The sequence below is a fragment of the Exiguobacterium sp. HVEsp1 genome, assembly GCF_002009685.1.
In the GTDB taxonomy this organism is placed as follows: Bacteria; Bacillota; Bacilli; order Exiguobacteriales; family Exiguobacteriaceae; genus Exiguobacterium; species Exiguobacterium profundum.
This window is the reverse complement of sequence record NZ_KV917367.1, coordinates 415886-441827: the sequence shown is the minus strand read 5'-3', so window position 1 is coordinate 441827 and position 25942 is coordinate 415886. Positions and strand designations below refer to the sequence as shown.

Annotated in this window: 30 protein-coding genes and 2 pseudogenes; 10 read left to right on the top strand and 22 right to left on the bottom strand. The window is 44.4% G+C overall.

Annotated features, from left to right (window positions below):
- Positions 1 to 332: 332 nt before the first annotated feature.
- The gene (locus tag BV910_RS02315; protein WP_078146195.1) at positions 333 to 1076 is read right to left on the bottom strand and encodes a nucleotidyltransferase domain-containing protein; all 744 of its coding nucleotides are present in this window, start codon (positions 1074 to 1076) and stop codon (positions 333 to 335) included.
- Between the two features lie 157 nt (positions 1077 to 1233).
- Here BV910_RS02315 and BV910_RS02310 point away from each other — a divergent pair, with 157 nt between their 5' ends.
- Complete coding sequence (locus tag BV910_RS02310; RefSeq protein ID WP_078146194.1) at positions 1234 to 1458, top strand: hypothetical protein; 225 nt, start codon at positions 1234 to 1236, stop codon at positions 1456 to 1458.
- A gap of 6 nt (positions 1459 to 1464) precedes the next feature.
- Here the strand turns inward: BV910_RS02310 and BV910_RS02305 are convergent, their stop codons facing one another.
- Positions 1465 to 1827, bottom strand: a complete 363-nt coding sequence (locus BV910_RS02305; protein WP_143404744.1) for a hypothetical protein — start codon at positions 1825 to 1827, stop codon at positions 1465 to 1467.
- Between the two features lie 215 nt (positions 1828 to 2042).
- Complete coding sequence (locus BV910_RS02300; RefSeq protein WP_074034785.1) at positions 2043 to 2465, bottom strand: Lrp/AsnC family transcriptional regulator; 423 nt, start codon at positions 2463 to 2465, stop codon at positions 2043 to 2045.
- Between the two features lie 145 nt (positions 2466 to 2610).
- On the opposite strand from BV910_RS02300, the pseudogene BV910_RS02295 reads away from it, so the two are divergent.
- Positions 2611 to 3186: pseudogene (locus BV910_RS02295) on the top strand (cysteine hydrolase family protein).
- 73 nt (positions 3187 to 3259) lie between these two features.
- On the opposite strand, the gene BV910_RS02290 reads toward BV910_RS02295, so the two are convergent.
- Genes BV910_RS02290 through BV910_RS02280 form a run of 3 tightly spaced genes read right to left on the bottom strand, consistent with a single transcriptional unit; the run spans position 3260 to position 5645 of the window.
- Positions 3260 to 3676, bottom strand: a complete 417-nt coding sequence (locus tag BV910_RS02290) for a hypothetical protein (RefSeq protein ID WP_078146192.1) — start codon at positions 3674 to 3676, stop codon at positions 3260 to 3262.
- Between the two features lie 14 nt (positions 3677 to 3690).
- Positions 3691 to 3999, bottom strand: a complete 309-nt coding sequence (locus BV910_RS02285) for a nucleotide pyrophosphohydrolase (protein ID WP_074034788.1) — start codon at positions 3997 to 3999, stop codon at positions 3691 to 3693.
- A 2-nt stretch (positions 4000 to 4001) separates the two neighbouring features.
- A complete protein-coding gene (locus BV910_RS02280) occupies positions 4002 to 5645 on the bottom strand; it encodes a DUF2075 domain-containing protein (protein WP_078146191.1) in 1644 nt (547 codons plus the stop codon).
- 133 nt (positions 5646 to 5778) lie between these two features.
- Here BV910_RS02280 and BV910_RS02275 point away from each other — a divergent pair, with 133 nt between their 5' ends.
- From BV910_RS02275 to BV910_RS02260, 4 genes and pseudogenes are all read left to right on the top strand, one after another.
- Complete coding sequence (locus tag BV910_RS02275) at positions 5779 to 6759, top strand: LytTR family transcriptional regulator DNA-binding domain-containing protein (RefSeq protein WP_078146190.1); 981 nt, start codon at positions 5779 to 5781, stop codon at positions 6757 to 6759.
- Positions 6760 to 6889: 130 nt separating this feature from the next.
- Positions 6890 to 7738 (top strand): ABC transporter ATP-binding protein, encoded by an 849-nt coding sequence (locus tag BV910_RS02270; RefSeq protein WP_074034792.1) that lies wholly within the window; start codon positions 6890 to 6892, stop codon positions 7736 to 7738.
- Entirely contained in the window at positions 7735 to 8442 is a 708-nt protein-coding gene (locus BV910_RS02265) for an ABC transporter permease (RefSeq protein WP_078146189.1), read from the top strand. The genes BV910_RS02270 and BV910_RS02265 overlap by 4 nt, the downstream gene beginning before the upstream one ends.
- 639 nt (positions 8443 to 9081) lie before the next feature.
- Positions 9082 to 10292 (top strand): annotated as a pseudogene (locus tag BV910_RS02260) (IS3 family transposase).
- A 141-nt stretch (positions 10293 to 10433) separates the two neighbouring features.
- Here BV910_RS02260 and BV910_RS02255 read toward each other — a convergent pair.
- The 8 genes from BV910_RS02255 to groES all read right to left on the bottom strand — a co-directional run bounded on the left by BV910_RS02255 (position 10434) and on the right by groES (position 16689).
- Entirely contained in the window at positions 10434 to 10799 is a 366-nt protein-coding gene (locus tag BV910_RS02255) for a hypothetical protein (protein ID WP_078146188.1), read from the bottom strand.
- The gene (locus BV910_RS02250) at positions 10796 to 11785 is read right to left on the bottom strand and encodes a thymidylate synthase (RefSeq protein ID WP_078146187.1); all 990 of its coding nucleotides are present in this window, start codon (positions 11783 to 11785) and stop codon (positions 10796 to 10798) included. The genes BV910_RS02255 and BV910_RS02250 overlap by 4 nt, the downstream gene beginning before the upstream one ends.
- Positions 11772 to 12128, bottom strand: coding sequence for a MazG nucleotide pyrophosphohydrolase domain-containing protein (locus tag BV910_RS02245; RefSeq protein WP_078146186.1), 357 nt, complete (start codon positions 12126 to 12128; stop codon positions 11772 to 11774). Before BV910_RS02245 ends, BV910_RS02250 begins: the two co-directional genes overlap by 14 nt.
- On the bottom strand, positions 12113 to 13039 hold the full coding sequence (locus BV910_RS02240; protein ID WP_078146185.1) for a hypothetical protein: 927 nt from the start codon (positions 13037 to 13039) through the stop codon (positions 12113 to 12115). The genes BV910_RS02245 and BV910_RS02240 overlap by 16 nt, the downstream gene beginning before the upstream one ends.
- Positions 13026 to 13658: a dTMP kinase gene (gene tmk, locus BV910_RS02235; RefSeq protein WP_078146184.1), complete on the bottom strand. Its 633-nt coding sequence runs from the start codon at positions 13656 to 13658 to the stop codon at positions 13026 to 13028. Before tmk ends, BV910_RS02240 begins: the two co-directional genes overlap by 14 nt.
- 16 nt (positions 13659 to 13674) lie before the next feature.
- Positions 13675 to 14505, bottom strand: coding sequence for a metallophosphoesterase family protein (locus BV910_RS02230; RefSeq protein WP_168169828.1), 831 nt, complete (start codon positions 14503 to 14505; stop codon positions 13675 to 13677).
- Positions 14506 to 14729: 224 nt separating this feature from the next.
- Positions 14730 to 16364 (bottom strand): chaperonin GroEL, encoded by a 1635-nt coding sequence (groL, locus tag BV910_RS02225; protein WP_078146182.1) that lies wholly within the window; start codon positions 16362 to 16364, stop codon positions 14730 to 14732.
- Positions 16365 to 16404: 40 nt separating this feature from the next.
- Complete coding sequence (gene groES, locus BV910_RS02220) at positions 16405 to 16689, bottom strand: co-chaperone GroES (protein ID WP_074032569.1); 285 nt, start codon at positions 16687 to 16689, stop codon at positions 16405 to 16407.
- A gap of 214 nt (positions 16690 to 16903) precedes the next feature.
- Between groES and BV910_RS02215 the strand changes: the two genes are divergently transcribed.
- Together BV910_RS02215 and BV910_RS02210 are read left to right on the top strand one after the other, a co-directional pair.
- Positions 16904 to 17599 carry a CPBP family intramembrane glutamic endopeptidase gene (locus BV910_RS02215; protein ID WP_078146181.1) on the top strand — a complete coding sequence of 232 codons (696 nt, stop codon included), beginning with the start codon at positions 16904 to 16906 and terminating at the stop codon, positions 17597 to 17599.
- A 16-nt stretch (positions 17600 to 17615) separates the two neighbouring features.
- Positions 17616 to 17825, top strand: coding sequence for a YdiK family protein (locus tag BV910_RS02210; protein WP_015880600.1), 210 nt, complete (start codon positions 17616 to 17618; stop codon positions 17823 to 17825).
- A gap of 14 nt (positions 17826 to 17839) precedes the next feature.
- Here BV910_RS02210 and BV910_RS02205 read toward each other — a convergent pair whose 3' ends face one another.
- Together BV910_RS02205 and BV910_RS02200 are read right to left on the bottom strand one after the other, a co-directional pair.
- Positions 17840 to 18241, bottom strand: coding sequence for a hypothetical protein (locus BV910_RS02205; RefSeq protein WP_078146180.1), 402 nt, complete (start codon positions 18239 to 18241; stop codon positions 17840 to 17842).
- Between the two features lie 11 nt (positions 18242 to 18252).
- Positions 18253 to 19878, bottom strand: a complete 1626-nt coding sequence (locus tag BV910_RS02200; protein WP_078146179.1) for an ABC transporter substrate-binding protein — start codon at positions 19876 to 19878, stop codon at positions 18253 to 18255.
- A 102-nt stretch (positions 19879 to 19980) separates the two neighbouring features.
- Here BV910_RS02200 and BV910_RS02195 point away from each other — a divergent pair, with 102 nt between their 5' ends.
- Positions 19981 to 21216, top strand: coding sequence for an MDR family MFS transporter (locus BV910_RS02195; RefSeq protein WP_168169827.1), 1236 nt, complete (start codon positions 19981 to 19983; stop codon positions 21214 to 21216).
- A 35-nt stretch (positions 21217 to 21251) separates the two neighbouring features.
- On the opposite strand, the gene BV910_RS02190 is transcribed toward BV910_RS02195, so the two are convergent.
- Positions 21252 to 21650, bottom strand: coding sequence for a CobD/CbiB family protein (locus BV910_RS02190; RefSeq protein ID WP_078146177.1), 399 nt, complete (start codon positions 21648 to 21650; stop codon positions 21252 to 21254).
- Complete coding sequence (locus tag BV910_RS14760; protein ID WP_031424520.1) at positions 21647 to 21805, bottom strand: hypothetical protein; 159 nt, start codon at positions 21803 to 21805, stop codon at positions 21647 to 21649. The genes BV910_RS02190 and BV910_RS14760 overlap by 4 nt, the downstream gene beginning before the upstream one ends.
- 104 nt (positions 21806 to 21909) lie before the next feature.
- Here BV910_RS14760 and BV910_RS02185 point away from each other — a divergent pair, with 104 nt between their 5' ends.
- The gene (locus tag BV910_RS02185) at positions 21910 to 22245 is read left to right on the top strand and encodes a TM2 domain-containing protein (RefSeq protein ID WP_078146176.1); all 336 of its coding nucleotides are present in this window, start codon (positions 21910 to 21912) and stop codon (positions 22243 to 22245) included.
- Between the two features lie 39 nt (positions 22246 to 22284).
- Here BV910_RS02185 and BV910_RS02180 read toward each other — a convergent pair whose 3' ends face one another.
- The 4 genes from BV910_RS02180 to BV910_RS02165 all read right to left on the bottom strand — a co-directional run bounded on the left by BV910_RS02180 (position 22285) and on the right by BV910_RS02165 (position 25909).
- Positions 22285 to 22851: an NADPH-dependent F420 reductase gene (locus BV910_RS02180; protein ID WP_240499866.1), complete on the bottom strand. Its 567-nt coding sequence runs from the start codon at positions 22849 to 22851 to the stop codon at positions 22285 to 22287.
- 231 nt (positions 22852 to 23082) lie between these two features.
- The gene (locus BV910_RS02175) at positions 23083 to 23889 is read right to left on the bottom strand and encodes an ABC transporter ATP-binding protein (RefSeq protein WP_074034811.1); all 807 of its coding nucleotides are present in this window, start codon (positions 23887 to 23889) and stop codon (positions 23083 to 23085) included.
- Positions 23886 to 24932 carry a FecCD family ABC transporter permease gene (locus BV910_RS02170; RefSeq protein WP_074034812.1) on the bottom strand — a complete coding sequence of 349 codons (1047 nt, stop codon included), beginning with the start codon at positions 24930 to 24932 and terminating at the stop codon, positions 23886 to 23888. The genes BV910_RS02175 and BV910_RS02170 overlap by 4 nt, the downstream gene beginning before the upstream one ends.
- Positions 24929 to 25909, bottom strand: coding sequence for a FecCD family ABC transporter permease (locus tag BV910_RS02165; protein WP_078146174.1), 981 nt, complete (start codon positions 25907 to 25909; stop codon positions 24929 to 24931). The genes BV910_RS02170 and BV910_RS02165 overlap by 4 nt, the downstream gene beginning before the upstream one ends.
- Positions 25910 to 25942: the final 33 nt, after the last annotated feature.

Below are 25942 nucleotides of genomic sequence, written 5' to 3'. Positions count from 1 at the left end.
CGATTATACTGAGTTAGATGGTTTTATATATGCAAGAAAGGACGACATCAATTGAAAAATATATTCTATTATCTATTCTTCCCTTATATCGTATTGATGCGCATTTTGTACCGTTTTATTCAAACTAAGGGTCGGATGACTGTGGCGATGTGTCTCGTTTCATATCCCATATGGTCTCTATTTTTATTCGACCTCATTCAATGTTCGACCGCAATCGAATTTGTCATCATTATGTACGTATCAAGCGTTTTATATGTCCCTTATTTCTTCTTTGACACAGACGTGAAGCGAAGACGACCGAACGGATATATCCCAATCGAGGAGCTACATCATTAAATCCAATCGATTTCATTCAAATAGTCTAGAAGCTGTTGATTTGTGATGTCATCTTGTCTCAACAGTGCTTCTCCTTGCTCTACTCGCGGATCTTCCGAAAAATAGAGTTTTAGAATCGCCAAGCATGCTTCTACAGTCGATGCAAAACTCTCGTCCTTCACGTTGATCGTTAAATACCAACCTCGGATGACGCGCTTCACGATGGAGCGTTTCTCCAGATGAGACATCTGTCCACGAAGCAATTTCGACTTGGCTGCTTTAATTGAAGAAATCAAGTCCTGGTTCAACGCCTCACTCACACGAACATCCGGCTTCATGCGCGGGAATTGAATCGAGACATCTTTCCCGTCCACACATGTACAAAGATGTCTTAGCCAAAAGCCCCATTCAAAACGATTCGCCGGATCCAGCGCCACATCTAGACGCCCGATGTCATAATCGATTTTAATGACTTCCGGATGTTGCGTTAGCAATCGCTCCGTCTGCTCCACCAATTCTGTCGCATCGACATCCTCATGCACGAGCACCGTCAAATCTAGATCCGATTGCCCAGCAACAGCTGTCCCGCGACCGATGCTTCCATAAAGATATATGCTGTGTAGCTGTTCATCGAATGCTTCTTTCACCAATTCGATTGCTTTGAAAAGGACACTTTCAAACTCAGGCTGCACATGACGGATGGACGTCTGGTTGATGACATAACCCACATCGTCCGTACCAAGTCGGGTCGGCCGTTTCATAGATACGTACCGACTCGTTGAAATGTAGTAAACGTCATGATGTATCGAACTCCTTTTTTTAGTTTATGCATGTCGGATTTGAAATGCCACGGTTCCCCCTTTCAAACAGGTTATATTTGGAAGTATAATGAAGACGCAGAAAAGGAGGTATGTGTATATGAACTTCATCATGGTCTTTTTATTCGGACTCATTTTCACGATTTTTCCAATCGCTGTACTAATCATCGGTATTTTGTGGATTCGTAATGTCGTGGCACGTTCTGAGAAACGAGCAGACGAGCAACTCTTCATGGAACGTGAACGTTCGAAGCAGATACAAGTATTAATCGAACGTCTCGACCACATCGAACAACAATTAGATTCGAACACAAAACGTAGCTGACTCAGGTTAGCTGCGTTTCGTCTGATATCGAGCGAGATTTGCGTACGTCACATGTTCAGGGTCGATTTGCTTCATCCGCTGATCAACGTGTCTAGACATCAGGGCCGTGACGAACATGACCAGGAGTGGAACAGTCGATAAGCTAAATGATTCGGTTAGGATGATCGTAGTTGCAATTCCGATCAATATGCAGACGACAACCAGCGCAAGAATGAACTCCGACCAAACTATACGTTGATATTCCATCGCTTCATTGAAACGAAGCAACATTCGGGTACGTCTCCACATATGAACCATCAAAAGAGGTGGAATGAGTAAAAGGATTCCCAAGAGAACTTGAATGAGAGAGAACTCTTCAAACCACCACATCATCCATCCCCCTAACAAAAGAATGAGCGATAACATGACATTAATACGGTTCGTAAGTAGGCGAGCCTTAGTTATTTCTCGTAAACGCTCATCGTGCGACATCGTGTCCCCCTCCTTTTCATTTGATTAAAAATCAATTTGTACTGAAAAAATTTCATCTATTCTCTTTTACTAGCTCGCAATCACTCTCACTGTTAAAAGTCACTCCATCGCTTTCATAAAACGGGTCTGAATGATACTGGTGAAGATAGATTTATCAAAGATGAGGGACGACCGTACTCCATCGATTCGTCGATGAACGTCTCTAATGTGCGCACGTTTTCCGTTACCACTTTGACGAGGTAACTGTACTGCCCGGCTAAGCGATGACATTCGATCACGGACGGCTGTTGACGACAAAATTCACGGAACGCCTCACAACGATGGGTGTCATAAAGAATAAAGGCGGTCACGTGTTTGTCCATCTTTTCAGGATTGATGACAGCCCGATAGCCTGTGATGACTCCACGTTCTTCGAGTCGCTTCACCCGTTCTGTCGCAGCAGGCGTAGACAATCCAATTTGTCGTCCTAATTCGGTCATCGAGATCCGGGCTTGTTGTTGCATCAATTCAAGAATATGGCGATCTATTTCATCCATTTGGCATTCACCTTTCAAAATTAAAGTGAAACGATACATAATCCGTTCTTTCTAAAGTCATTCGCTGAAACTTCCGTAAAACCTCTATGTATCTATATTCCTCCGTTGCATACACTTGAAGTATCCAATTCAAGGGGGAATCAACATGCAAACGACAGTCGTTCCATTACTCATCATCGATGTCCAACAAGCCTTTCATGATCCAAGCTGGGGAAACCGCAACAATCCAAAATGCGAAGAGAATATCGCACGGTTGATTGAAGCGTGGGAACATCATGATCAACCAATCATCTATGTCCAACATGTCACGAACGTTCCGACCTCACTCTTCTATTTCAAAAAAGATGGTCATTTGTTCCAAGACTTCATTCAACCTCGTGAACAAGATGTCATCTTAACGAAACAGGTGAATAGCGCCTTCATCGGAACAGACTTATAGGAACGACTCGAATCACTTGGTGCGACACAGATTGTCATCACCGGATTAATCACGAACCATTGTGTCGAGACGACCGCACGGATGGCAGGAAACTTGGGATTCAATCCGATTGTTGTCTCCGATGCGACGGCAACGTTCGACCGACAATCGATCAGCGGGACATGGATCCCTGCAGAGGTCATCCATGATGTGTCGCTCGCTAGTCTAAATGAAGAATTTGCATCGATTCAGACGACAATTGAGGTCATGAAAGATGTGTTACAAAAAGAAGTACAGTCCTGATGGATTGTACTTCTTTTTATTCATAACCTGGCTTTAAAGTATACAGATGTCACTCATATTTTTCGTATTGCTATTATTCATCAGCAGTTTCTATATATCCACTAATCAAAAATGGAATCTTTAAGTTCACAAGCTTCATCAAGAAATCTGGTTCAAATTCTAACTTCACATCTAAGTGAGAGACCACACCCAAATCAATCCAGATATCATCGGCTCCACAAGAGCGAAGGGTATCAATATGTTCTGCCAGAGTGTCAATCATCCAAAAAAGTCCGATATACGGATTTTCCATTTTCTGAAATTCAAGTGGTGGTTCAAACGACGCATGACCTACCTTAGCGATTTCTTTACGTTTTCCGATATGCTCAATTTCTCCAACTTCCGTTTGCTTATAAAATTGAATACCTGTTTTCTCTGATGCAGCGCAAGGAGAAAAATGAGGCCCCATTAAATGACAAGGAATCATAAATCGATCGGATGGAATGTTCATATAGAACTCCTCGGTCATTTTTGCGGACTCGGATATTTCACTGCGTTTTTCACAAGCTTGTCTTCAATTGCTTTCGAAACATCGATTCCGGCAGCGTGAGCGAACGTCAACGCGTAAATCAACACATCTGCCAATTCCTCTTCCATCTCCGTCTTCTTCGTCTCAAGCGCTTCTTCACTCGACACCCATTGGAATACCTCAAGGAGCTCACTTGCCTCAAGTGATAACGATAACGCCAAGTCTTTCGGGTTATGATGGAACGCCCAGTCGCGCTCATCTCGGAATTTAATGACCTCATCCATTAATCGTTGTACTTCGTTCATATTTATACCCTCTCTCTTTGTAACTTCAATAATTTTCGTCGTAGCGATTCATCAGATGCATATAGATAGAGGCCTTTGACGCCACGCTTCATCAATATGTTAATCGAGTTCAAGACAATCTGTTCTTTTGCCAAATCAACATTCTCAATACCTTCGATTCCAGCATAGGCTCCCGTATCTTTATATAAATTCGGATCAATCATTAGACACTCCTGCTCCTCATCATAAGATACGGATGGGCCTAAAACGACACCAACATAGTTCAAATCAAATCCTTGAATCGTATAGATAGAGCCGGCTTCGGCGATGGTTTCTGCTTTTTCAGCCCACGTCGTTTTTCCACCGGTTGTATTCCATGGCATTTTATAATCTCCGTTCGACTCATACACATAATAGGTGTCTCCGTCCTTTTTGTGTAAAAAGTCAAAAGTCGAAACAACACGGCTCAATCCGTATCTTCGATCTTGCTCGATGATGGTACGGTGCATCTCTTCTAATGTTTCAAATATTCGTAAATCATATTGCTTCGATTTCGGTAATGGATTGATTCGTTTTTCTTTAAATGCGTTGACCCAGTTCATCATATCTTCATCTGCTTGCATTCGGAATTGACTGGTTAGTTTGTAAGTCTCTACTGTCCTTGCTTTCTTTTTATAATCATCCAACTTGAGTGAATTCCAGTGACTCTTCAGTTTCAATACTTGATGTTGATCAAAAATAGCGATGACAATTTTGGCTTTCTTCAGCAACTCTTCGAGATGATTGTTTTGCCGGAAATTGTTATAGGGATCTGATTTCGTCAGCAACAAGTGGGCTTCGTCCACAAAGATAATGTCGGCTTTATGATCTTTCAGTTTATTCAATAACGGCGTCGGTTTTGTGAAGTCCCCTGCTTTAAGATGTTTCACTTGCTTCGCGATTCCTTTATAGGTCTTCAACATCTCTTCATGATTCACAACCAAATAATTTTTAGTCTGATGAAGTGTTGAATTAGTGTCTTTTGTTCGAGCTTGGATTGTATTAAAGATTGAGCTCAAGACAACACTCTTCCCTACACCTGCTTCCCCTTCAATCACATATAAATCTCCGTATGTTGCATTCGGATCCGCTTTCGACATTTGCGTTTCACAAAAGTCGAGTACCTTCTCTTTTAAATCTAACTGTTCGACAGATAACTCTTTAAACGGAGACAGCTTGAAGATATCTTTATTTTCAATGGCGTGAAGTTCATTTTGAACAAGTCCCTTACGATGTAATTCATTCCAAAGTTCGGGAAACAATTCGTTGTCGTAATAATTTTTATTATAGTAATTGTGCGTGAAGTCGTTCGCAGTTTTACTTTTATTCTGAAGTGTATACTTCTCATCTCCTAAAAAATAATTGATGAGCTTTGTTTCGAGATGGAATGTTGCTGAACGGTTGAACTTGTCATGATTGACGAGATGAATTTGACTCAGCTGTTTCCGTTCCGTTTGTTTAAGCTTTAGATGTTGCTTCATTCGCTTTTTAAAATGAACCGTTTCACCAATGTATGCTTCTTTCTCTCCGTTCAAAATGTAAATCACCGGATAGTTCACATATGTTTCTGTATCATCGATGCTATGTAAACTACTTTCTTCGAATGTGAATGGAATGACTTTAACCATACAACAGACCTACTCTCTTCTGATTTCAAATTATATCCATTTTATCATACAATACCTTTTTAAATGATTACGCATGACTTTCCGAGTTCTAAATCAGATAATGGTATAATTCCACTAAAAAGGGAGGGATTCGGTGCTTACTTTTCAAAACGTCTCGGTTCGCCAACAAGACACACTTATTCTCGAAAACATTTCATTTACGATCCAACCAGGTGAGTTGGCTGCCATTCATTGTGGAGTGATTTCTCGGGAAATCATATTCGGTCTCATCAGTCAGGAGATCACGACTTATACCGGTAACATCGACCACGCTTCAACACTGTCCCTCTTCTCCATAAGGGACGGTTTATACGACCGACTCACCATCGAGGAGTATTTACGCTTCACCAAGCGCCTATATGATTCAACTGACTCGGTCGACTCGGTGATGCAGCAGCTCCAACTCACGACTTACCGCAAGCAACGCCTCCACCGTCTCAATCGTTCCCTTGTCAGACGCACACAGTACGCCGCGCTGCTTCTCCAGGACCGTGACCTGTATGTGTTTGAAGAACCCGACCAAGACGTGGACCAAGAGACACGCCACCTTTTACGCGATACGTTACAGACATTAACGTCGAGACAAAAAGCCGTCCTCGTGTTGACGAGCAACATAGAGAGTGCGCTCTTCATGACATCGACCGTTTATCGGATCGATCATCGTCACTTGCGCCTGTTAGATGTGGAACCGGAAGAAGGGGATGAAACAGACATCTCATCTGAGGTCATCCATGTCCGTTTCGAGAAAATCCCGACGAAAGTGAATGAAAAAATCATTTTACTCGATCCGCCTGAAATCGACTTCATCGAAAGTCAGGACGGACAGTCGATTTTACATAGTCAATCGGATCAGTTCCCGAGCGTCTTCACGATGAACGAGCTCGAGACGCGTTTGACTCCGTACGGTTTCTTCCGCTGCCATCGGTCATATCTCGTAAACTTACAACGTGTCCGTGAGGTCATCACCTATACGAAAAATAGCTTCAGTCTCGTCTTGGATGATTCAGAGAAGACAACGATTCCGTTATCCAAGACAAAAATGGCAGAATTGAAGACGATGATGGGGCTCAAATAGTCTCCATTCACAGTTCTATTCGCTTCATTCAACTCCTGATAAGCACCATTTATCGCCATTTTAGTGCGGCCTTCCCCTATTCCTTATACGATAGAGGCAAGCAAGACGACATCGACAAGGAGGAACGGGAATGGAACCAATCATTCAAGTGAACGGGTTAAAGAAATTGTTTGGGAACGAGGAAGCGTTACATGATGTGACGTTTACAGTTGGAAAAGGAGAAGTGTTCGGCTTCTTGGGACCGAGTGGTTCTGGAAAGACGACAACGATAAAAATCTTGACGTCACAACTCGCACAGACAGCCGGTGATGCTACCGTCTTCGGTGTGCCGGTCGCTGACTTGAAACAAGAACAGTACCGTAAACGCATAGGCGTATTGACGGACAATAGCGGTCTGTATACACGACTTTCTATAGAAGAGAACTTGAGCTTATATTGTGACCTCTATGATGAACCGAAGACCCGGATCGATGAGGTATTGAACATGGTCAACCTCAGCGGGGAACGGAAGAAGCGCATCGACAAACTCTCTAGAGGGATGTTGCAACGGGTGACGCTCGCACGCGCCCTTCTTCATGAGCCAGAGTTACTGTTTCTAGATGAACCGACATCGGCTCTCGACCCGGTCAACTCTCGACATATCTATAAAGGGATTGAACGGTTGAAGGCAAACGGAACGACCATCTTTCTGACGACACACGATATGCAAGAAGCCGAAGAGCTGTGTGATCGTGTCGCTTTCTTACATCAAGGGTCGATTCAACTGCTCGATGCCCCGAACGTATTGCGCAGGAAATATGCGACCGGTTCGATGCGAGTCGAATTGAACAACGGTCAGACGCATGAAGTGACACAAACCGACGAAGGCGCAGACTGGCTCCATAAACAGATGCGTGCTAAAAATATCGCATCGATCCATTCCAATGAGCCGACACTCGGCGACATCTTTATCGAAGTGACAGGGAGGAAATTATCATGACTTTTTCATTGAAACGCGCACTCGCCATTTTCCAAAAAGACTACAAGGATTTGTCACGAAACTTATTCGTCTCGTCGACCTTGGTCATGCCGCTCTTCTTCGCTGTCTTTTATTCGCGAATCGGTGACGTTGGCGTCGATATCACGTACTTCGTCATCAACATCACCTTCAGCCTCGTCGCGATCTTTGTGCAGTGTGCATTGATTGCCGAAGAGAAAGAGAAGAACACGCTTCGCGGGCTCATGTTGTCCCCAGCGAGCACGCTCGACATCTTGCTCGGAAAGAGCGCTCTCACATTCGTGACGACGATGATCCTCATCGTAGCCTCGTCATTTTTGATGGATTATGCTCCACAAAATCTGGCTGTGATCGCACTCGCGCTCATCGTCTCGACATTCTTTTATATCGGGATCGGAACGATGTTCGGCTTGATGTCGAAGACGGTCATGGAAGCTTCATTGATTGTCATGTTGCCGTTCTTTTTCTTCTCGTTCTCACCGATGTTGTTGCCACTACAAGATCGTTTCGCCATCATCGGAGTGCTTGAGTATTTGCCGAACGTGCTTTTGATTGATGTGGCTCATCAAGTGGAAGACGGTGCGAACTTCGGTACCGTCGGACTAGAGCTAGGGTTGCTAACTGCTTGGGCGCTTGCTGCATTCGTCGGTAGCGTCGTGATGTATAACCGGAAACAGACCGATTAAACAAAGAAGGAGCGACTAATCAACTCGTCGCTTCTTTTGAACCCTCTAGACGTACATTGATATCCTCAGTCGCTATGGATCTATCGAACTCGCTTCTGTACGGAGCACCACAATCGCTGGGATTATCGTTCGGAAGACTAGCTCGTTGTTATTAGATTTCCCTATGCGATAAGCGATGATCGAGCCCTACTCGTCGGCCAATTCCTCTTCTTGTTTCGGCCGTTTGTTGATAGTTCCGTTCATTGTCCAGGAAATAACTGACGATTTCAATATATTCCTCGAATGTAGTCATTCTTTCATTTAGCCATAGCTCGATTTATTCCTTTTCTCGAATCTATTAGCTCACTATGACCAGTATCCATCTGTGAAGAACCAGCCAGCCAACCACTGATATGATGGCTTGGAGAGAGTCTCCAGTCTAGTGAGACAGTTTGATCACGCACGACCACGATTTTCTGTTCATTGGTACAGAGCCTCCATGTCCTCGATTCATTCAATGCATCACTTCCACCTCTATCAATTTTTATTTGTCACACCTATTAAGGTATACTAAGAAATGTAATGAGCCTCTAAAGCTTCCTTCAACGTATATTTCCCTTCTTCCATCATACTTAGCGTACTCAGTCTTTACTAAATCGAATGCCGACTTCTTGTCATAAAAAATACTTACCAATAGATGAACTGCATTGCGAAACCCTAGGGGTAGACCCGACCTTGGTGCGTAACTGGGTCAAGCAGTTCGACCATCATGGGCCGATGGCCTTTTCCAAACCCTATACAACTTACCCTGCACAGTTTAAACTGGACGTACTTCAATACATGAAAGAGAATGGCATGTCGATAAACGAAGCGGCTGCGATCTTCAAAATCTCCTCCCCCTCATTAGTCCGGAAATGGGAGAGGCAGCTGAGGAGCGGAAGAAGGGTCTTCAGAAGTGCTCCAGGCGGAAATCGACTGTCTGCGAATGGAGAATGAGTATCTAAAAAAGTTGAACGCCTTAGTTCGATCCAAGGGAACGTCACCAAAGAAGACAAAGTAAAGGTCATCTATGAATTAAGGCAAAAGTATCCGGTGAAGGCGCTCGTTGAATACGCGGGGATCAAACGTAGCACCTATTACGTGCTGGTGAAGAAAATCGGGAGACCAGACCCGGACACGGGTCTGAAGGCAGATATCCAAGCGATTTATGATGAACATGAAGGGCGATACGGTTATCGTCGTATTCGTGACGAACTCCAGAATCGGGGACAGAAAGTGAACCATAAGAGGGTTCAACGCCTCATGAAAGTACTAGGATTGAAATGTCTCGCGCGCCTGAAGAAGTACAAATCATATCGGGGGACCGTGGGGAAGGTCGCAGCCAACATCCTGGACCGAGACTTTAAGGCGGATGCCCTGAACGAGAAATGGGTGACCGATATCTCGGAGTTCAAACTGTTTGGGGAGAAGCTCTACTTATCCCCTTTACTAGACCTGTTCAACGGAGAAATCATCACCTATACCATCGGCTCAAGACTGACGTATTCACTGGTCTCAGAGATGTTGGAGAACGCTTTGTCCAAACTGCCTGAGGAGCATCAGCTCCTGATCGATTCCAATCAGGGATGGCATTACCAAATGTGGCAATTCCGACATACCCTCACAGAGAAAGGTGTCGTGAGAGCATGTCCCGCGAGGGGGACTGTCGTGACAACGCAGTGATGGAGAATTTCTTCGGAATCATGAAATCCGAATTCCTTTATCTTAAGCGCTTTGAGAGTATCGATCACTTCAAAATCGAGCTCGGTAACTACAAAGATTATTGCAACACACGACGAATCAAGGCAAAATTAAAACTGAGTCCGGTATAATATCGGACCCAGTTCGTTCACGTAGCCTAGATGAAATAACCGTGTCTAACTTTTAGGGGTCACTTCATAGAATAAACAGATTTATTATTCCATCTGCCTTCCTATTGTGGATGATATCAAAATGTAATGTGGTCTATTATTTTATTGACGCTTAATAATCTTTATTATTTCTTGTTCAAAGTGCGTAATCCTGATTACGTCATTGATATTTAATCCCAACCTTTCAGCAACCCTACGCATTTTCTTCATGAACTCTTTTTTATTATCGGAGGCCATCGATGAAGAAATGCTTGCCACTATAAAAGATAAAAATATAGCTTCTAATAAAAACTCTCTTCCGTGTGTATCAGATTGTTGTAATGATTGAAAATCAGATTTCACAGCGAGTGCAGTATGTAATTCATCGTACAAGTGTATGTTTCTTTTAGATAGTTCACATACTGTATCTATAATTATATCTTCTGACTCATATTTTAATGAATAAATGTTATCGAATTTATTATTCATAATTGCGCCCCCATAGAGTTACTGACTCTGGTAAAAAAATCATTCGATGCTAAGTAGCTCTTTTTATCTATGTACCATAGATAAGCTGTATATCCTAATAAATTTTTTGGTAGTAATTTGATAGCTTTGTTAGCATCTTTTGTTGCTTTATAGACTTCATACGATTGAAAAAAACAATTTATATCTTCATCAATAAAAGTATCAAGTTTTTGTTCAGTAATTATTTCATGATTTTCATTTGCGTAAATTCCAGAATTAAATGAAGGTATCAACTCTGAGAGTTTTTTTATTTTTTTTACGTCATTGAAAGTGAGTACATCTTTTGTCTTTATCATATCTTTTTCGTAAATGTGTAAAGAATCTGTAAAATGACGTTGTATGCCTACTTTACAGCCAATTTCTTTTGCTAATTTTACTTGTAAAAGATAAAAAACAAAAATATTATAAGGCACTCCCATAAATAAATCATTTGATCTATTTATAATAGTGATGTCTAGCTTGCCGTTTCTGATTTTCAGCATAATCGAAACATTGCAAGGTAAATCCTTTGAATCAGTAAACAAATCTTCTACAGACCACATTGAAAGCACAATTCTTCTTGTTTCTTTATTTACTTTTAAACTTTCAACAGCTTTTTCTATTTGGTCGATATTGAACTTGTAACGTAGCCTATGTCCATAAGCACCATTTAAAGTTTTACCATCATCAGAGTACAAACCATAATTACTTATGAAGGATTGAAGTGGTTGAAGTTCGTTCGACCCGGCAAACACCCAAGAAAACTCAGCCATAGCAAAAAAGGGATTAATAGCTCGTTTATTAAGATACGGTAGTCTAAATTCATCCCCAAATATTTCAAAATAAACTGGCCCAAGATCTTTCACACTTCCTACCCTTGATTCGGTGAAAGGATTTTCGTTTAAATAACCGTACTCTAACATTTCATAATACATTAAAGAAAAATTTTGTGAACTAAATGTCTTCATTAGATTCATACCTCGAAAATCTTTTTTTATTTTTATTTATTTTTGAAATAAATGACTTTTCTATGTCTATGTTACATTGATTAGAAATTTTTATTATATATATAAATATATCGGCGAGTTCTTCACTTAATTCATTCGATTTCTCATCAAACGAAAAATCTCCTCTACCAATTTTTTTAACAATATTTGAAAACTCACCCACTTCTCCTACTAAACATACTATAAGGTGCTCTAGAGCCTCTATATTATTATTGTCGACCTTATCATAAAATGGAACTTTTCCAACATGCTGCTTATCAAAGTTTTCTTGAAGCTTCTTAATCTCATTCATTGATAAAGACAACTTTCTACCTCCTCAATAAACTTATCAAGAGAAGTCAAATATTTTTGATTCTCAATTTCCAATTGTTTACCATGTGATGATTTCTTCCGTAGATCAATTAATCGCTCACTAGATGAAATGCAACTTTCTAATTTAACTTTAACTAAATTTCCTTTAAAACATGAATCAATAGTATCTGATACTGCAGAGTCAGAAATTATATCTAATATATGCATTAAAGATTTATTATCGATAATTGTACTTTCCTCTTTCTTTTCCTTAAGCATAGATATAACTTTCTTTGGGTTTTTTTGCATATGTGTTAATATGTGCATCTCTTTTATTAAATCAATTTCCGCTTTTTGAAGAGTACCCTGTTGTTCATTAATATATGCTCTGAAAGAAATAACATTGAGCTTCACTCTCTTGATATTAATTAATTCATCGTATATTTGTTTTACAATCAGTCTAATTTCCTCCAGGTTTATACGGAAAAATCTAGAAACTTCTAAAGCTCTGAAATAAGTGGTTACATACAAATCTTTATTGTTTTCTAAACTAAATTGTAAAACCATGAATGAAGGAATTGGAACGTCACCACTTCCAATTATATTATCTTGATTAATTAATGAAATAACTGCTCTATTTGATTGGCTTTTTTGTTTTAATTCTTGAATTACATTATTAACTCCATTTTCTGTAATATATTCGCCATGATTTAAATGTAAATGCTCTGGTTTTGTTACTTGCTGAAACTCTTCAGCTAGAGTTGAAACATCATATAATTGAGGTGTCATGACCAAATTAACATCAAAATCGACTTTCAAACTAAAATTCAGCTTATATGGCTCCGAACTATCTTTTACTGTTATCTTTGCCAACTCTACTATTTCTTCGAATTTTGAAATATTTTCAAATTCAACATTTGTCAAAGTATTTACCCTCCAAAAAATCCACGATTTCCTTATGAGTTTCAGCTAACCCTAAATTTCCAGAAACTTTTAGCATTGTTCCTTGATATTCAGAAAATATTTGTTCATATCTTGCTTTTACTTTCTTTAGCTTTTCTTCATTTTCATAAATATCTTGAACAGATCTTTGACTAATTCTCTTCAAAGAGATATCTACAGGATTATCAATATAAATAACTATATCGGGATTTGGAAATTTGGCATTTAATGTTTTTACCAATTCTAAATCTTCAGGAGTATCACTATGATACGCGTATGAAGAGAAAAAATATCTTGTACTTATAACTTGAAAACCATCTTCCATTTTTTTAAATACCCCATCGACATCATTGTAAAGATGATCGTGTCTATCAGCTGAAAAAAGATATGCCATTTGTTGATCAAAATGTTGTTTATCATTAGTAAAAAATGTTCTTTGCTTCATAGCCTGTCGAATTAAATTACCAACAGGACCTTCTGAGGGCTCAGAAGTTACTATTGCTTTCATAGATTTATTTATAAAATAATCTTTAAGTAACCTTGCTTGTGTAGATGTTCCAGAACCATCGATACCTTCAAATACAATAAATAGACTATCCATGCTCACTCTTCTTTCTCTAAAAAATATAAGGAAGTTTAATAAAGTTTCCTGTTTTCCCACTTACATGAGCGTCTCGCGAGTATATATACTTATCAATTTTGATATCTTTCTCATTAATACTATAGTAGTTAAACCCATTTGTGTAACCTTGCATTTCTAAACCTGGTGTACTTACACCTACTGTAATCATATTAGACTCTCCTAATACTAACTTGGTGCTAGTGTGTTGATGACCATGAAAAATCGCTTCAAATCCATAATGATCAAGTAGCAATAGCAATTGATGAGCATTTCTAATAGAAGAAGTATCTTTTACAAATTGATTGATTAAATGATGATGTGTAAATGCAATTTTTCGTGTCAGGGGGCTTATAGAAGCATTTTTTAATACATATTCAATATCATCAATATTCACTAACCCATATTCGTGATTCAGATGATATACAGAATTGATTCCTAAAAAAAATACATTTTCTTTTTGAAGTGATGTAACTGATGAATGAACACCATATAAAAATGCATTATCATTTCTGAGTTTATATGAAAACTCATTGAAATCTTTAAAGTAACTCTCTTTTACTATGTCATGATTTCCAGGACAAAGTAAGATGTTATCTTTGTGTATCTTGCCGTTTGTTCCCTTAATAATATCTTCAAAGAACATGTATGCCTCTTGATACCCCTTTTTTTCACCTTTTAAAGTAATATCTCCACTAATGAGAAGATACACTTGATTGTCATCTATACTATTTAAAAAATTTATGATTCCGTATTTAAGTTCTCTCTCTGTTATTGCAAAATTCTCGCTCGGAAAATGAACATCTGATAAATGCAAAATATTAATCATATTTATCCTCCTTATTTTTAAACTAGTGCTACATAAGTTCATTTCACTAATGCATTTCTCGAATCAAATTCTTTAAAAATAGATTGAAATCATAAAAAAGCCCTGTATCATTTTACCAAAACTGTAGGTAGTAGATACAAGACTTATTTAGAATATTAGTACCGTCTAAAAATATTCTATAGTTGACACTAACTCTGGATTGGCTAAAACGAGATTAGTTTAATTTACATCATACCGCCCATTCCACCCATGCCGCCCATGTCAGGCATTGCAGGAGCGTCTTTTTCTGGCTTGTCTGCGATGACGGCCTCTGTTGTGAGGAACATCGCTGAGACAGATGCCGCGTTTTGGAGTGCTGAACGCGTCACTTTCGCCGGATCGACGATACCATGTGCGATCATGTCAACATATTCGCCAGTTGCCGCGTTGTAGCCGACACCGACTGATTCGTTCTTGAGTTTCTCGACGATGACCGAACCTTCTTCACCAGCGTTTTCCGCGATTTGACGGACCGGTGCTTCGAGTGCACGAAGGACAAGTTTGACGCCAGTTGCTTCATCCGCTGTCACTTCTGCAAGCAACGCACGAACGGCTGGGATGACGTTGATGAGTGATGTACCACCACCCGCCACGATTCCTTCTTCAACGGCCGCGCGTGTCGCGTTGAGTGCGTCTTCGATGCGGAGTTTACGCTCTTTGAGTTCTGTCTCTGTAGCTGCACCGACTTTGACGACGGCTACGCCACCTGCGAGTTTCGCGAGACGCTCTTGGAGTTTTTCACGGTCGAAGTCAGACGTTGTCTCTTCGATTTGGTTACGGATCGTTTGAACGCGTGCTTTAATCGCGTCTTCGTTCCCTGCACCTTCGACGACAGTCGTTGTGTCTTTTGTGACGACGACTTTCGATGCGCGACCGAGCATATCGAGTGATGCTGATTTGAGGTCAAGACCGAGGTCTTCCGTGATGACTTGACCACCTGTGAGTGTCGCGAGGTCTTCGAGCATCGCTTTACGACGGTCACCAAATCCTGGTGCTTTGACGGCAACCGCATTGAACGTACCACGGAGTTTGTTCAAGACGAGTGTCGCGAGTGCATCGCCTTCGATATCTTCTGCGACGATCAAGATTGGCTTCCCTTGTTGCACGACTTGCTCGAGCACTGGGATGATTTCTTGAATGTTCGAGATCTTCTTGTCTGTAATCAAGATGTACGGGTTGTCGAGTGACGCTTCCATCTTGTCAGAGTCTGAGATCATGTATGGTGACAAGTATCCACGGTCGAACTGCATTCCTTCAACGACGTCGAGTTCAGTCGTGAAGCCGCGTGATTCTTCGATTGTGATGACACCGTCTTTACCGACGCGCTCCATCGCTTCTGCGATCAATTCGCCGACTTCTTCGTCCGCTGCCGAGATAGCCGCGACTTGTGCGATCGCTTCTTTTGACTCGATTGGTTTCGAGATGGCTTTCAACTCTTCAAGCGCACGTGTGACCGCTTTGTCGATTCCTTTACGAAGGATCATCGGGTTCGCGCCCGCCGTGACGTTCTTGAGCCCTTCACGAATCATCGCTTGTGCGAGGACTGTCGCTGTTGTCGTACCGTCCCCTGCGACTTCGTTCGTCTTCGACGCGACTTCAGCAACAAGTTTCGCACCCATGTTTTCGAAGCGGTCTTCGAGTTCGATTTCTTTTGCAATTGTCACACCATCGTTCGTGATGAGTGGTGAACCGAATTTCTTCTCAAGGACGACGTTGCGTCCTTTTGGTCCAATTGTTACTTTGACTGCGTCAGCGAGTGCGTCGACGCCGCGAAGCATCGCGTGACGTGCATCTTCTGAGAATTTGATATCTTTTGCCATCGTTCATTTCCCCCTAAAAAAAGTTTTTGAATAATGGTGCTTAGCCTACGATTGCGAGAATATCGCTCTCGCGAACGATTAAGTACTCTTTTCCATCATGCTTCACTTCGGTACCTGCGTACTTCGAGTAGATGACCAAATCATTTTCTTTCACGTCGAGAGCGATGCGCTCGCCTTGGTCTGTCACGCGGCCCGTTCCGACTGCGATGACTTTCCCTTGTTGCGGCTTTTCTTTCGCCGTATCAGGAAGCACGATGCCCCCGATCGTCTTTTCTTCTTTCTCCACGACTTCGATGATGACACGATCGCCTAGTGGTTTTAACATGGAAAAACCCTCCTCCGAATATGAATGATGTAATGTGTATCGTAAGGTTTTAGCACTCAGTTAAAAGGAGTGCTAACACTGATTAGTGTAGTATGTGTCGATAAAAAAATCAAGTGGGATACATTAAAAAAATGCTCTTACTCGCGGTCAAGAGAACTTATTTGTTACAATAAGAAAAAGGTAGGTTCACTCTTATTATTAAGGACGTGTTGAATTGGCTACACTAAACTCAAACCAATCGATAAATACCCGTTTTTCAATGGCGCCTAACATTCGTCTCCGGCACCTCACCCCGATTTTACTATATGCGTTCGTCCAGCTATTCCCTCTCGTCCTCAGTGAAGTACGACCGGAATGGTTAACAGAAACGTTCGTCGGGCTCTGGCTCGCCATCGGATTCGGTGTGACGATTGTTCTGTCAATCTTGCTCATCTGGCCAGACTTGAAGCAATACAAAGCCCAAGGCATCCAGTCGAACTTGAACGACACGGTCAAATGGATTGGCCTCGGGATTTTGATGCAATACGGGCTCGTCATCGTGGCGAACTTGATTGAGACGGCCATCTCAGGCGAACTCGTCGAGTCGATGAACACACAAAACATCGCTGATATGGTGGAAGTCATTCCACTCATGATTTTGCCGGTCGTCTTGCTTGGACCAATCATCGAAGAGATTCTTTTCCGTCATATTTTGTTCGGGAACTTGAACGCGCGCTTCGGTTTCTGGATTGCCTTTGGTGTCAGTTCGATTTTATTCGCACTCATCCACCAAGATAATCGATTCCTCGTGTATATCGCGATGAGTTTCGCGTTCTCTTACGCGTATGCGAAGACAAGACGATTGATCGTTCCGATCGCCATCCACGCGTTTAACAACGCGCTCGTGATGCTCGTACTATTTTTAATGTAGAAATGAGGTGGCAGTTATGCCGCGACAATTAAAAGTGATGATGCTCTTCAGTCTATCGTTCGGTGTGTTGTTCACCGTCCTCGCGTACTTCTCGGTACAAGAGTACGGCTTCAGCTTCTGGACGTACTTTATCATCGCCGTCGCCGCTTACGACTTTTTCAAAGTGTATCAAATCTTGGCACTCGCCCGAAAAGTCAAAAAAGAAGGCACGGACAAATCCGCATAACGAAACCCCGAGCCTTACGAGCTCGGGGTTTTTCTTATGGCTGTAACTTTCGATTGATCCTGTATTTCTTCTTGATAGACACTCCGAATGAGAAGTCCACGCAAACCGAACACCACACCTAATAATACATAAATGGCATCAATCAGTAGAATCTGTGGTTCATCCAAGAAGAAATTGATGACCACGCCAATGACCAGCAAACCGTAAATCGTGATGTTCATGAGTGTCGCATCGACTTGTCTCATGATTCTTTTGCTCACCTTTTCCTCAAGCTTCTCAATCTCTTCGTGTCGATAACCATAGATGGTGAATCCTAGACCCACAATTGTCATACTAAGAAACACACCATCCCATAGCGCAAACAAAAACAGTCCTACAAAAAAAATCATAAACCCAATGAGTAACTTCTTACGCAAAATATCCCTCCTTATGATGGAATCCATAGTTTCGCAAAATCAAAATAGCCGAACAAGTCGACACAGACGTCCTTCAGTTCGACCGGAAACGGAATGGTCCGCTCCTCGTTATAGAGCGGGATGAAATACGACTTTTCTTTCAACTCGCGTTCAATCTCCCGGTGCAGCGGCAACCAGTCTTCAAACGGCAGGTCATCATATTGCCTGACCCGCTCCACCATCCCCTCGATATAAGGGAACACTTTATGCGGGGGCGAGTACTCGTTCGTCATGAACTGTTCAAACCCGAGCGTGATGTTCCGCTCGAACACTTCCCCGTGAACGACCAAATCGACGTATTCATAATACGTCTTGTCATGGATCGAATCTTTGAAGCTGATGGGCACGAACTCATAAGCAATGCCGTGACGCGTTAACATTTCGGCAATCCAGTCGGTCGTATCGTTCGTGAAGTCCGTCTGTTTGATTCGAATCGGTCGGTCGAACGTGACGGGTGTTCCTTTTGGAATGCGATACGTCTCGCTCAGCGAACCGAGAAAACCTCGGTCGTTCGGTGTTCTCCGTTCATTCCGTGTCCCGATTTCCGGTCGAATCTCCGCAATCAATCGATGCATGTAATGTCTCGCTTCTTCATTCGCGAACACACTATTCGGGTGACTGTTCAAGATGACAAGCCCGAACCCGGACGGTGTCGAGATGTGTCCGGTTTCTTTGGAATCTCTTGATGAGATGCGATACGTCGGATCGTATCCGTCCGGCACTTTGATGAACTCGACCCGGTCGAGGAGCGCCCGCACCCCAAAATAATTCTCGAAGGCGAGGAGGACCGTCTTCTCCTTGTCATGGCGATCCAATTGAAACGGCCCCGTCCCGACACTTCCTTTAGCGATACTCGTATGAATCATCGACAGTTTCGGGATGTACGAATTCCGAGGCCGGTCGAGCGTGACGTCGACGCGATACGTGCCGTTCGATGCGATATGCCGGACGTGCCGATACATATACCGATACGCATCCGACTGAACGAGTGTGCGTAAACTTTTCGTCACATCTTTACTCGTCATGAGCGACCCGTCATGGAATCGTACCCCTTTCCGAAGAAACAAGACGAGCGTATTCCCCTGCCATTCATAGTGATGCGCAAGCTCCCCTGTGACCTCACCAGACGCGTCAATCATGAACAGACGATTGAAGACGTTCTGCACGAGGTGGGCACTGTGGATGTCAGCCGCCTCGAGCGGATGTGTCGTCAAAAAGTGACGGCGTCGCGGGATGATGAGTGCATCACTCGATGTTTGGACGTAACCGAACTTCTTCTCGAGTTGACGCATGAACCGACCCGCCTGTGCAGGCGACCAGTCCCACTCCAGCTGATTTGTCACTGCCTCGACCGACTCTTTCTCTATGCGGTCAAGCAGCTGTTTCGCCAAATCACGCTCGACGTGTCGTAGCCATTCGAGACGCGTCAAATTCCCCCGTCCGCGGCCGCTCGTATACGTAAGCCATCCTTCTTCTTGCCACCGTGCCAAATGACGCTTCGTCTGTTTCGGGCTTAAATGAATGGCTTCCGCCATATCGGAAATCGTGTACGCTCCGTCCCGACACTCTTTCCACAATCGAAATAAATATGCATCCACGTCACATCCCCCCCTTAAAAGTGGACATCATTTCTCCATGTCGTCCATTTTTCAAATCCGTTGTCTTGTTTATCATACAGGTACAGAATGGAAGGTGACAAGATGAAATGGAAAGATATACCTAAACCAATAAAAGTTCGACTCGTGACATCATTTTTCAACCGTTCGGTCTCATTCGCCATCATGCCGTTCATGGCACTTCTCTTTGTCAAAGCGTTCAACGAATGGATCGCGGGCGTCTTCTTGATCTCGCTCGTCTGTCTCGGATACGTGATTGGGTTGATCGGGGGATACCTCGCCGATAAGTTTTCACGGAAGCGACTCCTCGTGTTGACGGCAAGTCTCACAGCCTCGATGTTTCTCGTCATGACGCTTAGTCTTCAGTTCGACCAGATGATCGTCTTTATGATCGCCTATACGATTTTCACGGTCACGAACAACCTCGGGCGACCGGCGATGAGCGCCATCATCATCGACGCGACAACGCCTGAGAACCGAAAAGCCGTGTACGCGCTCGATTACTGGTTGATCAACTTATCCATCACGATCGGGACGGCACTCGGGGGCTGGCTCTATGTCAGCAATCAATTGTTACTATTTTGGATTTTGACGTTCACGTCGAGCATGTTGCCGATCGCGTACGCCATCTTCCTCGAGGACACGAAACGGACGTGGACCTCTCAAAAGCTTCGCCTCGTCTTCGTCGACGTGTTCCAAAGTTATCAAATCGCCTGGCGTGACCGTCCGTTCGTCAAAGTCGTCTTCGGCTCGATGTGTATCCTCGCTGCTGAGTTCTCAATGGGCAGTTATGTCGCGGTCCGGCTCGCCGATTCATTCGAACCGCTCTCGATTGAATCATGGACAATCAACGGGGTGCGGATGATGAGTCTCATTCAAATCGAGAACACGCTCATCGTCGTCGCGTTGACATTCTTCATTCAACGTCTCGCCTCACGTTTCTCAAACAAGCATACGCTACTCGGCGGACTCGCGTTGTACACGATCGGGTACGCCGTCATCACAAGCGCGAACTCGATGATGCTCCTTCTCGGTTTCATGCTCATCGCAACATTCGGCGAATTGTTGTACTCGCCGGTATTGAACACGGAGAAGGCGAACATGATGCCAGAAGACCGCCGTGGTGCGTACTCTGCGTTTGCCGGGACCTCGTTCGCCGGTGCCGACTTCTTATCACGTTCGACGATTTTGATTGGATCGCTTCTCACCCCGTTCATGATGAGCGTCTACATCGGACTGTTGGTCAGCTTCGGCTGTTTCCTCGTCTATAGCGGCATCTATGTAAAAGAAAAGCTCGTCCTGCGACGAGCCGCGTCCTAAATCAAACCCATCCTTTCTCAGTGGAAGGATGGGTTTTAGTCGAGCTGTTGTTGGTGCATCGCATAGATCAAGGTCAACGCCCGGATGCAGAAGATTGTCGAGAAGCCATAAATGCTCAGCTCGAGCAACGAAACAGATGGATATTGTAGGGCAAGGGAGACCACATAGCCTACTAAACAAAGCAAGACGACAAGTGTGATCGTCCACTCATCCGACTTCCGCTTCATCTTCTCCGCCACCCCCTTCTCTTCTTTCTCTACGCGTTCACGCTGCCAAAAGTAAAAGAACAAGGCATACATCGCAAACGAGATTCTTGGAACGTCGCCTAAGAGTAAATCAAAAATGATGAGACCTAAAAATAAGTATGTCCCCAACTGATAGCCGCTCTGCATTTGAAGACGCGAACGAAGTGATCCGTTTGACCCCCACTTCATAATCCAATCACCGCCACGGTCAATCCACCGTAGACGAACCCGAGTACGATGGCACTGATTGCCATACGTTTATATTGCGGATATTGATAAAGGGCAACCGCCCCACCAACGACGTGAACAAATGCGACGATAAACGTCAAAATCGGAAAAAGCATAAAGAACCTCTTTTCTTTTTAGGAAATCATGGAAACAAATCCATTTTCCGATATACTTGAGTGCGAACTCATTATAACAATTATGGATAAGGAGTTGGAGTTCTATGTATGATTCGCGTATGGATTTGACGACAGAAGAAATGTTACTCGTGAACAGCGAAGTCGAAAAACGAAAACGTATCTTACTCGTCGCCTACTTGCTTTGGTTTTTCCTCGGTGCATTTGGTGCGCACCGTTTCTATTTCAAAAAAATCGGTTCAGGAATCGCCATGGTCCTACTCGTCGTCTTGACGCTCGGTCTCGGTGCATTCATCACAGGCATTTGGGCACTCGTTGATGCATTTCTCATGCCGGGTTGGCAACAACGTGAAGTCGAGCAGATTGAGCGCGAGACGATTAAGCTGCTTCAAACACGTTCTGATCGCTATACAGGATTCTAATCAAAAAAGACGATCGAGGCATTTCGCCCCGATCGTCTTTCACCGTTCTGTTAAGTAGAATGCGAAGTCCCGTGATTTTCGCTCTTTCACTGCATGATGAATCCACAGCCACGCCAACCCTTCGAGCTCACGAGCAAGCTTCAGCCCGTGGAGCGGATGCGTATCGAAGCCGATCTTGTTCGATAGTTCGACGACAAGCCGCACCGCTTCCTCATCTTCACCCGCGACGAACATGACGGAGCCATCCGGATCGCCTAAATTCTCGACCCCTGTCTGATCGAACGCCTTCACAACTTTCGTATCAGGAATGAGTCGTTGCAAATATTCCGCACCCGACACCCCGTCCGGTCGCTCGACCTCGTTAAACTCGATCGCGATCGGATTCGTCACATCGATCAATACTTTCCCATTTAGTCCGTCGAGTGTCGGTATCAGATCGACTGCGGCCGCGAACGGTGTACAGAGAAATAGAACATCGCTCGTCGAGGCGACCTCTTGTAACGTCATTGTGCCTTCTCGCTCCGTCCGTGTCCCATACAGCACCTCATAGCCCGCTCGTTCGAACTGCTCCCCGAGCGTGCGTCCGACTTTCCCGGCACCTAAAATTCCGAGTTTTATGATTCACAACTCCTCGTCTGTCCGCGTGACCGTTCCTCCGAACTCTGCTGCAAGCCCGTCTAAAATCGATTCTTATGGGAACGTGAACGTGACGATGTGATACGGTTGTTTTTCCTTTTTAGCCATGGAAAATTTCTCCTTTAGGTAGAAAACATGACGCGCACTTACCCTACTCTTTTCCCTGCTTTTCCGTAAAAAAACCTAGTCCGCAGACTAGGTTCAGGTCGGTCGTTTTTCATTCAACTCGTAGTGCGAATACGGTACACAGAGCGGTGTCCCGTATAGCGGATCCTCGGTCACCACGACTTTGAGACCGAATACGTCTTTCATGAACGTCTCATCGACGACATCGTTCGGACTTCCTTCGCGATACACGTTACCGCCAGCTAATGCGATGACATGATCGGCATAGCGACATGCCAAGTGAAGGTCGTGAAGTACCATGATGATCGTCTTTCCTTCCAATCGATTCAATCGATACATCAAATCTAAAATCTCGATTTGGTGCGACATATCTAAGTATGTCGTCGGTTCATCGAGCAGGATCGTCTCCGATTCTTGGGCGAGTGCCAACGCGATCCACACCCGTTGCTTTTGTCCTCCGGAAAGGTTGCTGACGAGCGTGTCACGGAGCGATACCGTATCGGTGAAGGCGAGTGCCCGCTCGACGGCCCGTTCATCGTCTTCCGAATATCGTTTGAAGAACGTCTGGTACGGATAACGCCCGAATCGGACGAGTTGTTCGACGGTCAATCCATCAGGTGCCACGTTCACTTGTGGCATGAATGCCATGAGTCGAGCCGCCTCTTTCGCCCGATACGAATCGAGCGGTTTGTTTCGAAATGCGATCTCCCCGCCAAGTGCATCTCGCTGTCTCGCAAGCGTCGAGAGGAGCGTTGACTTCCCGCAGCCGTTCGCGCCGAGAAGGACGGTGATTTTCCCATGTGGGATGGAGAAGGATAATTGATCGAGCACCGTCTTCTGTTCGTATCCGATGGTTACGTGGTTCAAATCAAATGTGTTCATCTCATGCTTCCTTTCATCATCCGTCGAAGTAAGTAGAAGAAATACGGTGCTCCAATGACGGCTGTCATCACGCCGGTCCGTAGTTCATACGGATAAAAAATCGTCCGAGCGAGTACGTCCGCCAACACGACAATCGTCGCCCCTACAAGCAGCGTCGCCCAAATGTAAGGGAGCTTCAACCCTTGTCGAGCGATATGAGGTGCCATCAACCCAACAAAACCGATTGCACCGACAAAGGCGACACCGATTCCGGCGAGTAAACAGGAAAGCAACAACGTCCCACGCTGAATCCCTCGTACCGGTACACCGATGCTCGTCGCTGTCGCTTCACTGATATGAAGCGGACGAACATGACGTTCAATCAAGAAGGCTGCCAGCAAAAAGAGAAGGACGAACGGCACCATAATCTTCAATTGATTCCACGTCGCGGCGTAGACGGTACCGGTGAGCCATTGTTGGATATCGTTCTTTCGGTAAACGTTCGAGGCGAGCATCATGAACTGAACGATCCCTTGCGAGAAGATGCTGATTCCAATCCCAACAAGTGCTAGCCGGACAGGTGGGACTCCACGTTTCAACAAATAGAAGAGGAACATCCCGACAACAATCGCCCCAAGGAACGAAGCGATGGGGATATAGGCGAGCGGCACTGACAGCTGATTCGTTCGCTCATCCGAGAAAACGGTGAAGAACGTAGCCGTCGCAACCCCTGCACCTCCGACAATCCCGAAAATCTCCGGGGATGCCAGTTCGTTTTTGATTGTCAGTTGTAACAAGTGACCGCTGACGGCGAGACTTGCGCCGGCAGTGATTGCCATCAACACACGTGGCATCCGAAACTCGAAGACGACGAGTTGCTCGAATGCATCCCCTGCACCGATGAACAGGGCAGCGAGTGAGGCGGGACTAAGGAATGTGTCACCGATGGCGAGCCCGAAATAAATCGACACGAGCAATCCGACGACAAGTAGAAGCGCCAACTCGATTTCACGCTTCCGGAGCGTGAACGAGACAGGACCTTTTCGAAAGCGATATGTTTTCATGATTTAAAGACTCCTTGTCTGACACTGACGAGATAGATGAAGAATGCCCCACCGATGACGGCGAGTACGACCCCAACGGTCACTTCGCGTGGGAACAGGATGATACGTCCCAGAATATCCGCCGCAAGCAACAGGACGCTACCGATGAGGGCACTTCCGGCGAGACGAGCGAAAAAGGCCGTCCCGAACAGATATTTCGCCAAATGCGGAGCGAGCAGACCGACAAATGCGATTGGTCCGGCAAGTGCCACCCCGAATGCGGAGAGCACGACGGCGAGCGTCACGGCGACGAACTTGATGATGCCGACATTTTGCCCGAGTGAACGGGCGACCTGGTCTCCGAGCGATAACGTCTCTAACTCTTTACTGAGCAAGAGAACGAGAATGACCGCCGCCGCCATCCATGGCAACAACATCTCGACGAGCGTGAGCGATCGTCCGGCGACCGATCCGGTCAACCAGAACAGCACCTCATCGAGCGCGCCTTCCTCATACGCGATGATCGACTGGGTGAACGAACTGAATAAAGCGGCAAGCGATGCCCCGGCAAGCGTCATATACATGACGTTCCCTCCGTTCGCACTCAGTAGATAGACAATCACGCCGGCAACAAATGCTCCGATGAGCGAGGCTGTCGTGAACGAGGCGATACTACTGAACCCAAAAAGCGTTACGAGCACGATGGCCAGACTCGCTCCGGCGTTTACCGCCAAAATATCAGGAGATGCGAGCGGGTTACGGGTCACGAGTTGAAAGATGAGCCCGGCGAGACCTAGGACACTACCGACGAGTAGCGCGACGACCGTCCGTGGGATACGATTGTCTGCCAACGCAATCATCGCTTGTGATGAATTGTCTGCTTGGAACGTCATCACATCTTGATGGCTGACCGCAATCACACCGACGCGCAAGGAGATATAACTTAAGATAGGTAAACAGATGATCAAGAAAAGTAATTTGATCCAAGGTTTTTTCATGTCCTCACTTCTTTCCTTTCCTACCATAGCAAA